The organism is Micromonospora sp. WMMD735, from assembly GCF_049178995.1.
In the GTDB taxonomy this organism is placed as follows: domain Bacteria; phylum Actinomycetota; class Actinomycetes; order Mycobacteriales; family Micromonosporaceae; genus Micromonospora; species Micromonospora wenchangensis.
Map to the genome: position 1 here is coordinate 1,745,400 of NZ_JBMHMJ010000002.1, position 13,950 is coordinate 1,759,349.

Consider the following 13,950-nt stretch of genomic DNA (forward strand, 5'->3'; position numbering starts at 1 on the left):
GGTGCGGTGGCCGGCCGGGGAGGCGGTGTGGTCCGCCCGGAGGCCACACCCGCCCGCGTCGTCGCTCAGCCGCCACCGCCGAGGTCGAGGGGTTGCCAGGGTGACGCTATCGAACCATCTCCAAGAGTTCAATGAACGTCGATGCCTTGGCCGTGTCGTCGCCGGCGTCGCCGCTACTCGGTGGCGGCGAGGTAGCCGCTCGCCTGCAACTCGAACAGCTCCCGGTAGGGCCCGTCGGCGGCCATCAACGTGTCGTGGTCGCCCTGCTGCACCAGTCGACCACGGGCCATCACGAAGATCTGGTCGGCGTGCCGGACGTTGGCCAGCCGGTGGGTGATCAGCACGACCGTCCGGTCGGGCCGCCGCCGCAACTGCTCGAAGAGCGCGTGTTCGGCGCGGGCGTCGAGGGCGGCCGACGGCTCGTCGCAGATCAGCAGCCGGGCGTCGCGGTAGAGGCCCCGGGCGGCCACCAGCCGCTGCCACTGCCCGCCGGAGAGGTCGTGGCCGTTCTTGAACTCCCGCGCCAGCAGGGTGTCGTAGCCGAACGGCAACCCGGCGATCATGTCGTGCGCGGCGGCCGACCGGGCGGCGTCCTCGACGGTGGGCCCGGCCATGTCCGGAGCCCGGTCGTACCGGCCGATACGGATGTTCTGCGCGGCGGTGAACGGGAACTTCCACCACTCCTGGGTCATCACCGCCACCTGGGCGGCGGTCGACGCCGGGTCCAGCTCGGCGACGTCGACGCCGTCCCACCGGATCGCCCCGCCGGTGGGTCGGTAGAGACCGGCGATCAGCTTGGCCAGGGTGGTCTTGCCGGAGCCGTTCTCCCCGACCAGCGCGACCACTTCGCCCCGCCGGACGGTGAGGCTGACCTCGTCGACGGCCGGGGCGTCGGTGTCCGGGTAGCGCAGGCTCACCCGGTCCAGCTCGATGGTGTCGAACCCGGTGGCGGGCCGTCCCGGGACGGTGCCGCTGCGCCCCTCGGCCCGGTCGAGGAAGTCCCGGTAGTCCTGGTAGTAGAGGGCGTCCTCGTAGAGGTTGTTGGTGGCGAAGACGGCGAGGGCGAGGCTGCTGCGGGCCGACTGGAGGGCGAGCAGGGCGGTCGCCGCCGCGGCCAGCGCGACCAGGCCGGCGAGCAGCAGCCCACCGAGCACGGCGTAGACCGCGAAGGCGGCGACCCCGCCGATGGACATCCCGACGGCCCGGGTCCGGCTCTGTGCGCGGGCCAACCGCAGCAGCGCGGCCGTCTCGGCGCTCATCATCCGGCGGAACTCGGTGAGCAGGAAGTCGCGCATCTGGTAGGCCCGCACCTCGGCGGCGGTGTGCCGGTTGGCCATCAGGTTGGCCAGCATCCACATCCGGCGACGCCTGTTGATCCGGGCCAGCATGTCCAGGTACTGCCGGCGGGCCATCCTGACCGCGGTGACCGCCTCGGGTACCGCGGCGAGCAGCAGGCACGGCAGCAGCAACGGCTGGATCACGGTCACCGCGGCAGCGGTGGCCAGCACGCCCACCACCCCGGTGATCAGGTTGACCGTGTGGTCGACGATGGACGCCGCCTCGGCCGTGCCCCGGTCGCGGACCCGGTCCATCTCCTCGGCGAAGCCGGCGTCGTCGAAGGCGGCCAGCTCGACCGCCGTGGTGGTCTCGAACAGCCGCAGCTCCACCGCGTAGGTGATCTGCGGGATCAGCCGGGCCTGCGCCCAGCCGGCGGTGACGGTCAGGGTGCCCTTGGCGGCCACCGCCGCCGCGGCCAGCACCAGCGCGGGCAGCGCGGCCCGGACCCGGTCCGGCGTCGGGCCGGCGGCGAACAACTCCCGCAGGACGCCGGTGGTGGCGAGCAGGCCGAGGGTGGTCATCACCCCGGCGGCCAGGTTCAGCCCGATCGCGGCGAGGGTGTCGCGCCGGCTGGTGGCCCAGGCCAACGCGACGGCCTCGCGCACCAGCCGGGGCAACCGGCGGGCCACCGCGCGGAAGCTGGTGTGCGCGAACGTGGTGGCGTGGTGCATCCAGGCGCCGTCGGCCAGCTCCGGCAGATCGAGCCCGGCGTCGTCGGCGGCGCGCTCGGCGGGCTCGTCCGCGCCGGCCGCACGGCGGGGACCGGTCACCGTCGCCATGGTTCCTCCCGGGCCGAAGGGGGCGGGGCACGGGCGAGCCTACTGTCAGCGACGACGGACTGTCTCGCCGTGGCGGCGTGTCGTACACCTGTCGCATTGGCGTGTCGCGGGGCGCGCCGCGCCGCCCGCCGCGCCGGGTCGCGTCGCGTGGCCGCGCCCCGGGTGGCAGGCTGGGACGCGAACCGTCGGCGGCACCACGCGCCGACGACCGTCGTGAAGGAGAAGATCGACCCGATGGCTGCGAGTGTGACCACCACCGACGAATGGCAGGCGCTGCGCAAGCACGCCGAGACGATGCGCGGCGCCCACCTGCGGGAGCTGTTCGCGGCCGACCGGCAACGGGGTGAGCGGCTCACCGGCGAGGTCGCCGACCTGCACGTCGACTACAGCAAGAACCTCGTCACCGACGAGACGGTCGGGCTGCTCACCGCGCTGGCCGGGCGGGTCGGGCTGACCGACCGGATCGCCGCCATGTTCGCCGGGGAGCACATCAACTCGACCGAGGACCGGGCCGTGCTGCACACCGCGCTGCGGCTGCCGCGCGACGCCGCGCTGACCGTGGACGGTCAGGACGTGGTCGCCGACGTGCACCGGGTGCTGGACCGGATGGCCGCGTTCAGCGAGCGGGTCCGCTCCGGGCAGTGGCGCGGGCACACCGGTGAGCGGATCAGCACGGTGGTCAACATCGGCATCGGCGGTTCCGACCTCGGGCCGGTGATGGCGTACGAGGCGCTCAAGGCGTACCGGGACGGCGGGATCGCCTGCCGGTTCGTCTCCAACATCGACCCGACCGACATCCACGACAAGACCAACGACCTCGACCCGGCGACCACCCTGTTCGTGGTGGTGTCGAAGACCTTCTCCACGCAGGAGACGCTGGCCAACGCCGAGCAGGCCAAGACGTGGCTGCTGTCGGGGCTGGACGCCGCCGACGACGCGGCGATCGCGAAGCACTTCGTGGCGGTGAGCACCAACGCGGGCCGGGTGGCCGACTTCGGCATCGACCCGGAGAACATGTTCGGCTTCTGGGACTGGGTGGGTGGCCGGTACTCGTTGCCGTCGGCGGTCGGGCTGTCGGTGATGCTGTCGGTCGGGCCGGACCGGTTCCGCGAGCTGCTGGCCGGCTACCACGCCGTCGACGAGCACTTCCGCACCGCGCCGGTGGAGCGGAACCTGCCGGCGCTGCTCGGGCTGATCAACGTGTGGTACGTCGACTTCCTCGGCGCGCAGACCCACGCGGTGCTGCCGTACTCGCAGTACCTGCACCGGTTCCCGGCGTACCTGCAGCAGCTCACCATGGAGAGCAACGGCAAGTCGGTGACCCTCGACGGCACGCCCGTGGACCACCCGACCGGGGAGATCTTCTGGGGCGAGCCGGGCACCAACGGTCAGCACGCCTTCTACCAGCTCATCCACCAGGGCACCGTGCTGATCCCGGCGGACTTCATCGCGTTCAGCCAGCCCAACCACGACCTGGGCGAGATGCACGACCTGTTCATGTCGAACTTCTTCGCGCAGACCGCCGCGCTGGCCTTCGGCCGGACGAAGGAGCAGGTCGAGGCGGAGGGCACGCCCGCCGAGGTGGTGCCGCACCGGGTGATGCCCGGCAACCACCCGACCACCTCGATCATCGCGCCGAAGCTCACCCCGTCGACGCTGGGCCAGCTCATCGCGCTCTATGAGCACATCGTGTTCACCTGCGGCGCGGTCTGGGACATCAACCCGTTCGACCAGTGGGGGGTGGAGCTGGGCAAGGTGATGGCCAACCAGCTCGCCCCGAAGCTGACCGGGGACGCGCCGGACCTGGCCGACGTGGACTCCTCCACGGCGGCGCTGATCCGCCGCTACCGCCGGGAGCGCGGCCGGGCCTGAGGTCCGGACGGCCGCTGCCGGGCATCCGGCAGCGGCCACCGGTGAGGCCCGTCGGGACGGCGGCCGGGTCACCCGACCCGGCCGCCGTTTCTTTCGACCAACTGGTCCAACCAGTTGACAAATTGACTGGTACGCCGCCAGACTGCTGCCGTGACCTTCGTCCCGGTGCCCCGCAGCTCCGTCTCCGACCACGTCTTCGGCCAACTCCGCGACGCCATCGTCAGCGGACGGCATGCCCCGGGTGACCCGCTGCCCGGGGAACGCGAACTCGCCGCCGCGTTCGCCGTCAACCGGCACGCCGTACGGGAGGCGTTGCGCCGGCTGCAGCAGCTCGGGCTGCTGCGGATCAGCCAGGGCGGCGTCACCCGGGTGCTGGACTGGCGGGTGCACGCCGGCCTCGACCTGGCCCTGTCCCTCGCCCAGTCCGGTGACGTGCTGCCGGTGGAGAACCTGGTCCGGGACATGCTGGAGATGCGCGCCTGCGTCGGGGTCGACGCGGCCCGGCGCTGCGCCGGGCGGGCCACCGGGGCGGTACGCCGGGTCGTGGTCGACACCGTGGAGGGGTTCGCCGCGCTCGCCCCCGACCTGTCCGCGATGGCCGAGGCGAACATCGCGCTGTGGCGGCACATCGTCACCGGCAGCGGCAACACCGCCTACCTGCTCTCCTTCAACAGCCTGGTGGCCGGGGCGCTGGCCGTCGGCGAGGTGCCGCCGGCCCGACGCGCGGCCGAACTGCTGGACGTCGCCGGGCACCGCCGGCTGGCCGCCGCGATCGCCGACGGCCGGGGCGACGACGCCGCCACCGAGGCACACACCCTGCTCACCGCGTCCCTCACCAGTCCGACGGGCTGACCGGCCCGTCGTCCCCCTCCGGTCGACCCGCACCACCCCACCCGCCGACCCGTCCCGGGCGTCCACCCCCGTCGCCCGTCCCCCGGAAGGGAACGTCGCGCATGATCCCCGCCGTGCTCTACGCCGTACCGGCGTTCCTGCTGCTCATCGCCGTCGAGGCGTGGTCGTACCGGTTCGCGCCGGACGACGACGAACGCGGCTACGAGCTGCGGGACACCACCACCAGCCTCACCATGGGCGCCGGCAGCCAACTGATCGGCTTCCCGTGGAAACTGCTCACCGTCGGCCTCTACGTCGCGCTGTGGACGGTCGCCCCGGTGCAGCTCTCCCCCACCAGCGTCGGGACCTGGGTGCTGCTGTTCGTCGCCGACGACCTGGCCTACTACTGGTTCCACCGCACCCACCACGAGGTACGCCTGTTCTGGGCCAGCCACGTGGTGCACCACTCCAGCACGCACTTCAACCTGTCCACCGCGCTGCGGCAGAGCTGGACGCCGATGACCTCGCTGCCGTTCTGGCTGCCGCTGGCGCTGCTCGGCATCCCACCGTGGATGATCTTCCTCCAGCAGTCGGTCAGCCTGCTGTACCAGTTCTTCCTGCACACCGAGCGGATCGACAGGCTGCCCCGACCGGTCGAGTGGGTCTTCAACACCCCGTCGCACCACCGGGTGCACCATGGCGCGAACCGTGAGTACCTGGACCGCAACTACGGCGGCATCCTGATCGTCTGGGACCGGCTCTTCGGCAGCTTCGCCCCCGAGGACACCGCCGTCCGGTACGGGCTGACGACGAACATCGGCACCTACAACCCGCTACGGGTGGCCACCCACGAGTACGCCGCGATCTGGGCCGACGTCCGGCGGGCCGGTTCGTGGCGGCACCGGCTCGGGCACGTCCTCGGCCGTCCCGGCTGGCAGCCCGCCCGATGAGCGGCACCCGTGCCGCCCGGCGACCCGACCGGGGCCGGCCGGTGTCCGGCGTGGCCGGCCGGTGGTGGCGGGCAGCGTTCGGGCTGGCCGCCGCCGTCGAGCTGACCGGGGTCGCCCTCGACGCGCCGGCCGTGCAGTGGGCGGCCAAGCCGCTGCTCGCCCCGCTGCTGCTCGGCTGGCTGCTCGCCGTACGCCGGCGGTGGGACCCGGTGGCGACCGGGCTGGTCTGCGCGGCCGCCGGTGACGTGGCGCTGCTGGTGCCCGGCAGCACCGCGTTCCTGCTCGGGATGGGGTGCTTCCTCGGCACCCAGCTGGCGTTCCTGACCGCGTTCCTGCGGCACCGGCGGCCACCCGCGCCGGCCGTGGCCGGCTACCTGGCGCTGTGGGCGGCGGGCAACGCGCTGCTCTGGGGCCGGTTGGGTGATCTGCGGCTGCCGGTGCTCGGCTACAGCCTGGCGTTGGCCCTGATGGCCGCCGCCGGCTGGGGGGTGTCCCGGCGGGTGGCCACCGGGGGCGCGCTGTTCCTCCTGTCCGACCTGCTCATCGGGGTCGAGGCGACGGGCGTCCGGCTGCCCGGCCACGGGCTGTGGGTGATGACCACCTACCTCGTCGCCCTGCTGTTGATCACCACCGGCTGGGCGGGCCGCGGGGTCGGGCCGCCCCGCGCCGACCCGGCTCAGCCGAGGGCGGCGACCAGGGCCTGCGGGGCCATCGTGGACGGGCGGTCGCTGACCTGACCGTCGCCGATCTCCACCAGCCGCCACCGGCCGTCGGTGCGCCACGCCAGGTCGGCGGTGACGAAGGGCAGGTCGAGCGCTGTCACCACGGCGGCCAGCGGCCCGAGGTCCAGCGGCACGTCGGGCAGTTCCGTCGGGGTGTCCGGGTGCGGGCCGGTGAGCACGCAGCGGCCGTCCACCCACCAGGTGCGGATCTCGACGCCGGCCAGGGGCTCGAAGCGACGCAGCACGAAACCACGGGCGAAGTCGTCGTCACGCAGTTCGCGCAGCCGGGTCGCGACCCGCCAGGCGGCGTCGCCGTCGGCCAGCTCCGGCACGAAACACGCCTCGTGCCAGTGGTGCTTGGCGGATTTGGTCCAGTCCCGCAGCACCGCCGGACCGCTGCCCAGCGCGGTACGGATGCGGTCGAAGTCGGTCCGGTCGACGCCGACGGTCCAGCGGGACTGCGGGGTGAGCGCCGCCGCCGCGGCGTACCACCCGGGCAGTTCGTGGGCGCGGCGGTACCGGTCGGGATCGGTGCGCAGGGTGACCTGCCGGGCGCGCAGCGCCTCGGCGAAGCCGGCGTACCGGGCGGCGGAGAGCATCCAGCCCCGGTAGACCGCGTCGTCGGCGGCGGGCACCCCGGCGACCGCCCGGGTGACGTCCCGCCCCGCCGCGAGGGCGTCGTGGTCGACGACGGCGACCTGGTACCCGGCCTCCCGGGCGGCCTGTGCCTCCGGCGCGAAGTGCGGGTCCGGTCGGCGGGGACGCAGCGGGTCGGCGGGGACGATCAACAGCATGTCCGCATCCTCCCCGGTCGGCCGGCCCGCAACCACCGTCTTTTTCCCGGAACCCGGGGCACGGATTTACCCGGAATGGGGGCACGAACGGTCACGCTGTCGGACAGTTCCGCAGCGTGGCGGTGGTCATCCCCACCCGGGGCGGTTGGTTTCGCTTGCGCGCGGGGTGGAGACTCTTCTTCGGTACCGACAAAGGGGGAGACCGTGTCCGACACCGACCGCCCGCAGCGACATACCCGAGCCGCCGTTCCCGCCGGGGTCACCGATCCGCTCCTGTGGCGGATGGCCCTCGACGTGATCGACGCGCACCATCCCGACCAGGCCGGGCGTTGCGACAACCTGCTCTGCGAACACCAAGAGTGGCCCTGCGACGCCGCGCGCAACGCCCACCGGGCGCTGACCATGGCCGGCGACGTGACGACGGGCGTCGTCGACGACCGACGCACCGTACGGGAGCAGCCCGGCCGGCCCGCACGGCGCACGCGTACCGTCGAGGCGGCCTGACCCGTCGATCGCCGTCCCCCTCGCTCCCGGCGGCTGGCGCACCGGGCCGGTGAGGGGGACGCGGCCTGTCTTCTCCCTGCGCAGGGCCCGGCCTTTCCCGTCGTGCTCCTGGCCGATGTGGACGACCGCCGTCGATCAGCCGGCCCCGGGCGCGACGACCCGTTCGGGTGGACGTCGGACGCCCGTTCCCGTGCCGCCGGCACGATGGCCGCGAGCCGCCGGTCGCCGGCAACCCGTTCGGACCCGACACCATACGGCATCGAAGGTTTTTCATGCCTTATTGCCGATTTATAGTTGATTGTCTGTTGTGTCCGCTTTATAGCTTTACACTGAGGATCACGTGACCAGCAGGACAGCGCGCGCGTCGCGCCGGTCATCCTTGGTGGAGGGGCTGTGGGGGAGAAACAGGGGAAGGCACTCAGCAGCCTCAAGCACGTCAGGGCAGCCTCCAGCCTGAGTTCCGTGCTGTTGATGGCCGGCATGACGACCGGCGCCGGTCCCGCATCGGCGGCCGAGACCGTCCACACCACGTACACCGCGTCCACCCGCGCCGGGACCCCCGGGCCGCTCGGAAACACCCGCCCGTGGCCGGACGCCGTCGCTCTCGCCAGGGACGAAGGCTCGACCGACGGCTCCGACGCTCCCCCGTACGGACCGCAGGGCTGGCAGTGCCAGGAGCAGCCGCCGGGCTGGCACGGCCACGACCAGGAGGGCAGCCAGGGCCCGCAGGGTGCCCAAGGACCACAGGGTGAACACGGTCGACGCGGCCGGCCCGGTCGACCCGGCCCGCAGGGAGCGACCGGCTCTCAGGGTGCACCAGGCCGTATCGGCCCACAGGGATTCCAGGGCGCGACCGGCAGTCAAGGAACCCAGGGCACCCAGGGAGCTGCCGGGCCCCGGGGCGCCACCGGCGCGCAGGGTGCGACCGGCACGCAGGGCGCCACCGGAGCACAGGGCCCCCAGGGCTTCCAGGGAAGTGCCGGCGCACAGGGCGACCCTGGCGCCCAGGGTGCGACCGGAGCACAGGGTGACACCGGGCCACAAGGTGCCCAGGGGTTCCAGGGCGCGACCGGCGCACAGGGGAGCCAGGGCGTACAGGGTGGCACCGGGCCGCAGGGGGCAACCGGCGCGCAGGGCGGCACCGGCACCCAGGGGGCGCAGGGATTCCAGGGCGCACAGGGATTCCAGGGCGCGCAGGGCGACACCGGACCCCAGGGCGGCGCAGGACCGCAAGGAGCACAGGGCTTCCAGGGCGCTACCGGAGCACCGGGCGGAACGGGACCACAGGGTGAAACCGGCGCGCAGGGCCCGCAGGGTCTCCAGGGCAGCACCGGCGCACAGGGCGACCCCGGACCGCAGGGTGCCAGCGGTACGCAGGGCGAGGCCGGCGCACAAGGCCCGCAGGGTTTCCAGGGGCTGACCGGCCCGCAGGGTACCCAGGGTGCCAGCGGAGCGCAGGGCGACGCCGGACCGCAGGGGGCGACCGGCCCACAGGGCGAAGCCGGCCCACAGGGCGCGCAGGGGTTCCAGGGTACGAGCGGCGCACAGGGAACACCTGGCGACACCGGCGCACAAGGCCCGCAGGGTGCCAGCGGGGAGCAGGGCGACCCCGGGACACAAGGCCCACAGGGTACGCAGGGCGACACCGGCGCACAGGGGTTCCAGGGGGCAACTGGCGCTCAGGGTGCACCGGGTGCGACAGGACCGCAGGGCGCAACCGGCGCACAAGGAGATGCCGGCGCACAGGGCCCGCAGGGCGTCACGGGAGCACAGGGCCCGCAGGGTTTCCAGGGAGCGACCGGTCCTCAAGGCGCCCAAGGTGACACCGGCCTACAGGGTGCGCAGGGCGACGCCGGCCCACAAGGCGCAACCGGTGCACAGGGTGTGCCGGGCGAAGCAGGGCCGCAGGGGGCCCAGGGGTCCCAGGGGGCAACCGGCGCACAAGGCGACGCCGGGCCACAGGGTGATGCCGGCGCGCAGGGCCCGCAGGGATTCCAAGGGGTGGCCGGGGTGCAGGGAGCCCAGGGCGAACCGGGTCCTCAGGGCGCTACCGGGGCACAGGGGACACCAGGCGACACCGGACCACAAGGGCCGCAAGGTCTCCAGGGGACCACCGGCGCACAAGGCCCGCAGGGAGACACCGGAGCCCAGGGCGCAGCCGGCACACAGGGCGAACCCGGATCGCAGGGCCCGCAGGGATTCCAAGGCATCGCCGGCGCACAGGGCGACGCCGGCCCGCAGGGCGACACCGGCACGCAAGGCCCACAAGGCTTCCAAGGAACGACCGGGGCACAGGGAACCCAGGGCGAGCCCGGCCCCCAAGGCGCTACCGGAGCACAGGGTGCCACCGGAGCCCAGGGTGCCACCGGAGCCCAGGGCCCACAGGGAACACAGGGCAACACCGGACCACAAGGAGACACCGGAGCACAGGGCGCGACCGGGCCACAGGGAGCCACCGGGCCACAGGGTGATGTCGGAGCACAGGGCCCGCAGGGATTCCAAGGCACCACCGGCGCTCAGGGTGACGCTGGACCCCAAGGCGACACCGGGGCGCAGGGCCCGCAGGGCTTTCAAGGGGTCACCGGTGCACAGGGCGACGCCGGGCCACAGGGAACCACCGGCTCGCAGGGTGAAACCGGAGCGCAAGGCCCGCAGGGATCCCAAGGCGACATCGGACCTCAGGGAGCCACTGGAGCGCAAGGCGACGCCGGGGCCCAGGGCGCACAGGGGTTCCAGGGTGCGACCGGCGCGCAGGGCGACGCCGGAGCCCAAGGACCACAGGGCGACACCGGCGCACAGGGAACGCAGGGCTCCCAAGGCGTGACCGGAGCCCAAGGTGCCCAAGGTGACACCGGCGCACAGGGTGCCACCGGAGCACAAGGCCCACAGGGCTTCCAAGGGCTGACCGGCGCACAAGGCCCGCAAGGCGACACCGGCACGCAAGGCCCACAAGGCTTCCAAGGAACGACCGGGGCACAGGGAACCCAGGGCGAGCCCGGCCCCCAAGGCGCTACCGGACCACAAGGAGACACCGGCGCACAAGGACCACAGGGCTTCCAAGGCGTCACCGGGTGAGCCACCCCCGCTTTCATGGAGCTTCTTGACCATGGTCTGATGGCCGTGGGGGAGGAAGTTGTCCGTGGCAGCACCGAAGAAGTACCCCGACGAACTGCGTCAGCGCGCTGTGCGCTTGTACCGCGAGTCGGACCCGAAGCCCGTGATCCGGCGCCTGGCCGAGCAGCTCGGCGTTCATCACGAGGCACTACGGAACTGGATCCGTCAGGCCGAGGCTGACGCCGACGAGCGTCACGACCGGCCGACCAGCGAGATGGCGGAAGAGAACCGCCGGCTGCGTAGGGAAGTCACCGAGCTGCGGCGGGCGAACGAGATCCTGAAGGCCGCGAGCGCGTATTTCGCGGCGGAGCTCGACCCGACCCGGCGACGGTCATGAGGTTCATCCACGAACACCGTGACCAGTTCGCGGTCGCGCTCCTGCTACGGGTCCTGAACATCGGCGCCTCGACCTACTACGCGTGGGTCAAGCAGGCCGAGCAGCCCTGCGACCGGGACGTGGTCGACCTGGGGCTGATCTCCAACATCCACGAGATCTGGGAGACCTCCGGGCGCACCTACGGCGCGGACCGGGTCCACCGGCAGTTGCGCCGCGACGGCATCTACGTGGGCCGCAAACGCGTCGAGCGGCTGATGACCGGCCAGGGTTGGCAGGGGGCGTTCCTGCGTCGAGGCTGGCGCGCCGGCTCCACGAAGCAGGATCCTCGGCACACGCCGGCGCCGGACCTGGTCGGGCGGCAGTTCACCGCCGACGGGCCGAACCGGCTCTGGGTCGCCGACGCCACCCGCATCCCCTGCGGCGAGGGCGTGTTCTGGCTCGCCGCGGTCCGCGACGTGTTCTCCCGCCGGATCGTCGGGTGGAAGACCTCCGACCGCTGCGACACCGACCTGATCCTCGCCGCCGTCGAATACGGCATCTGGTCCCGCGACGTCCGCGACGGCCAGTTGATCCACCACTCGGACAGGGGGTCGAACTATACGTCGTTCCGCTTCGCGGAACGCTTGCAGGACAACGGGATCCTGCCGTCGATGGGCTCCGTCGGCGACTCGTACGACAACGCGCTGATGGAGAACTTCTGGTCAACCCTGAAGATCGAACTCGTCTACCGCACCTCATGGCGGACCCGCGACGAGGCCGAGAACGCGATCTTCACCTACATCGACGGCTGGTACAACACCCGCCGCATCCAACGCGAACTGGGCTACCTCAGCCCGAACGAGTACGAGGCCGCCTGGCATAGCCGCCAGACCGCACCAGCCGAACCACCTATCGCCACCCCTGCACCAGCCGGCAGCAGGTAACCACCGCTCCATCAAAGCGGGGGGAACTCAGGGGCACAGGGAACCCAGGGCGAGCCCGGCCCCCAAGGCGCTACCGGACCACAAGGAGACACCGGCGCACAAGGACCACAGGGCTTCCAAGGCGTGACCGGCGCCCAAGGTGCCCAAGGTGACACCGGAGCCCAGGGCCCACAGGGAACACAGGGAACACAGGGCGACGCCGGACCACAAGGAGACACCGGAGCACAGGGCCCACAGGGCGACGCCGGACCACAAGGAGACACCGGAGCACAAGGACCACAAGGGTTCCAAGGCGTCACCGGAGCACAAGGCCCGCAAGGCGACACCGGAGCACAGGGGGCCACCGGCCCGCAAGGCGACACCGGAGCACAAGGACCACAAGGCTTCCAAGGAACGACCGGGGCACAGGGCCCGCAAGGCGACACCGGAGCACAGGGGGCCACCGGCCCGCAAGGCGGCACCGGCACGCAAGGACCACAGGGCTTCCAAGGAACGACCGGGGCACAGGGAACCCAGGGCGAGCCCGGCCCCCAAGGCGCTACCGGAGCACAGGGCGACACCGGCGCACAGGGCTTCCAAGGCGTGACCGGAGCCCAAGGTACCCAAGGTGACACCGGCGCACAGGGAGCCACCGGGCCACAGGGTGATGTCGGAGCACAGGGCCCGCAGGGATTCCAAGGCACCACCGGCGCTCAGGGTGACGCTGGACCCCAAGGCAACACCGGGGCGCAGGGCCCGCAGGGTTTTCAAGGGGTCACCGGTGCACAGGGCGACGCCGGGCCACAGGGAACCACCGGCTCGCAGGGCGCACAGGGGTTCCAGGGGGTGCCCGGCGCGCAGGGCGACACCGGGGCGCAGGGCCCACAGGGTGTCGCCGGTGCCGGCTTCTCCAACGTGTACACCCAGGCGAGTACGGCGCTCGGCGGTACCCAGAACCTCAGCTGCGACCCGGGCGACATCGCGTTGAGCGGTGGTTTCTACAACGCCAACGGGGCACCCACCGGGAGCCGTCCGATCCCCGGGACCGACGGTTCCACACCGACGGGTTGGCAGTGGCTCCTGCCGGAGCCCGGCAGCGAGATCTACGTGGTCTGCGCGGATGTCACGCCCTGAGGCCCAGACCGATGACGACGACCGGCAGGAAGAGGAAGAGACAGTGAAGATTCGACAGGTGTTCGGCTCGCTCGCCTGCGGCGCGGTGCTGCTGGCCGGCGTGACCGCGTGCAGCGACGACGGCAAGGAGCCACCGGCGGCGTCCAAGGGGTCCGGTGACGGCGCGCAGACGCCCGCATCGCCGAAGCCGGCGGACCTGCTGCAGCAGGGTATCCAGCAGGGCCAGGCCGGGCAGACCGACAGGGCGAAGGAGACGTTCCAGAAGGTGCTGTCGATCCAGGCCGACAACAAGTTCGCCTGGTTCAACCTCGGCTACCTCGCCCAGTCCCAGGGTGCGACGGCCGAGGCGGTCACCGCCTACGACAGGGTCCTGGAGATCGACGGTAGCTACCGGCCGGCCATGTACAACAAGGCCATCCTGCTGGAGGAGCAGAATCCGGACGAGGCGATCCTGCTGTACCGCAAGATCGTCGAGGCCGACCGGAGCGCCTCCACGGCGTACCTGCGGCTCGGGCTGGTGCTCGACCGGCGTAACGATCCGGCGGGGGCCGGGGTGGCGTTCGCGTCCGCGGTCAGGGCCGATGCGAAGCTCGCCCCGGCGGTGCCCGTGCAGTACCGGTCGCCGAAGCCGGCAAAGCCTGCGAAACCGTCGAAGCCGGCGAGGTGATCGTCG

The 13,950-nt window shown here is 72.3% G+C and carries 11 protein-coding genes; 9 read left to right on the plus strand and 2 right to left on the minus strand.

Features of this window, described 5'->3' with window-relative positions; all coding sequences use genetic code 11:
• Nucleotides 1–173 precede the first annotated feature (173 nt).
• Entirely contained in the window at nucleotides 174–2,117 is a 1,944-nt protein-coding gene (locus ACN268_RS07735) for an ABC transporter ATP-binding protein (protein WP_421482451.1), read from the minus strand.
• 234 nt (nucleotides 2,118–2,351) lie between these two features.
• On the opposite strand from ACN268_RS07735, the gene pgi reads away from it, so the two are divergent.
• From pgi to ACN268_RS07755, 4 genes are all read left to right on the plus strand, one after another.
• Nucleotides 2,352–3,989: a glucose-6-phosphate isomerase gene (gene pgi / locus ACN268_RS07740; RefSeq protein WP_421482452.1), complete on the plus strand. Its 1,638-nt coding sequence runs from the start codon at nucleotides 2,352–2,354 to the stop codon at nucleotides 3,987–3,989.
• 150 nt (nucleotides 3,990–4,139) lie between these two features.
• The gene (locus tag ACN268_RS07745; protein ID WP_421482453.1) at nucleotides 4,140–4,841 is read left to right on the plus strand and encodes a FadR/GntR family transcriptional regulator; all 702 of its coding nucleotides are present in this window, start codon (nucleotides 4,140–4,142) and stop codon (nucleotides 4,839–4,841) included.
• A gap of 101 nt (nucleotides 4,842–4,942) precedes the next feature.
• Nucleotides 4,943–5,770: a sterol desaturase family protein gene (locus ACN268_RS07750; protein ID WP_204923012.1), complete on the plus strand. Its 828-nt coding sequence runs from the start codon at nucleotides 4,943–4,945 to the stop codon at nucleotides 5,768–5,770.
• Complete coding sequence (locus ACN268_RS07755) at nucleotides 5,767–6,507, plus strand: lysoplasmalogenase (RefSeq protein WP_421482454.1); 741 nt, start codon at nucleotides 5,767–5,769, stop codon at nucleotides 6,505–6,507. The genes ACN268_RS07750 and ACN268_RS07755 overlap by 4 nt, the downstream gene beginning before the upstream one ends.
• Here ACN268_RS07755 and ACN268_RS07760 read toward each other — a convergent pair.
• Nucleotides 6,447–7,286, minus strand: coding sequence for an ATP-grasp domain-containing protein (locus tag ACN268_RS07760; RefSeq protein ID WP_421482455.1), 840 nt, complete (start codon nucleotides 7,284–7,286; stop codon nucleotides 6,447–6,449). The two genes, ACN268_RS07755 and ACN268_RS07760, sit on opposite strands and share 61 nt — an antisense overlap.
• A 204-nt stretch (nucleotides 7,287–7,490) precedes the next feature.
• Here ACN268_RS07760 and ACN268_RS07765 point away from each other — a divergent pair, with 204 nt between their 5' ends.
• From ACN268_RS07765 to ACN268_RS07785, 5 genes are all read left to right on the plus strand, one after another.
• Complete coding sequence (locus tag ACN268_RS07765) at nucleotides 7,491–7,790, plus strand: hypothetical protein (protein WP_421482456.1); 300 nt, start codon at nucleotides 7,491–7,493, stop codon at nucleotides 7,788–7,790.
• Nucleotides 7,791–10,929: 3,139 nt separating this feature from the next.
• Nucleotides 10,930–11,241, plus strand: a complete 312-nt coding sequence (locus tag ACN268_RS07770) for a transposase (RefSeq protein ID WP_067308719.1) — start codon at nucleotides 10,930–10,932, stop codon at nucleotides 11,239–11,241.
• Complete coding sequence (locus ACN268_RS07775; protein WP_421482457.1) at nucleotides 11,238–12,164, plus strand: IS3 family transposase; 927 nt, start codon at nucleotides 11,238–11,240, stop codon at nucleotides 12,162–12,164. Before ACN268_RS07770 ends, ACN268_RS07775 begins: the two co-directional genes overlap by 4 nt.
• Nucleotides 12,165–12,989: 825 nt before the next feature.
• Nucleotides 12,990–13,277 (plus strand): hypothetical protein, encoded by a 288-nt coding sequence (locus tag ACN268_RS07780; protein ID WP_421482458.1) that lies wholly within the window; start codon nucleotides 12,990–12,992, stop codon nucleotides 13,275–13,277.
• Nucleotides 13,278–13,320: 43 nt separating this feature from the next.
• On the plus strand, nucleotides 13,321–13,944 hold the full coding sequence (locus ACN268_RS07785) for a tetratricopeptide repeat protein (protein ID WP_421482459.1): 624 nt from the start codon (nucleotides 13,321–13,323) through the stop codon (nucleotides 13,942–13,944).
• Nucleotides 13,945–13,950 lie beyond the last annotated feature (6 nt).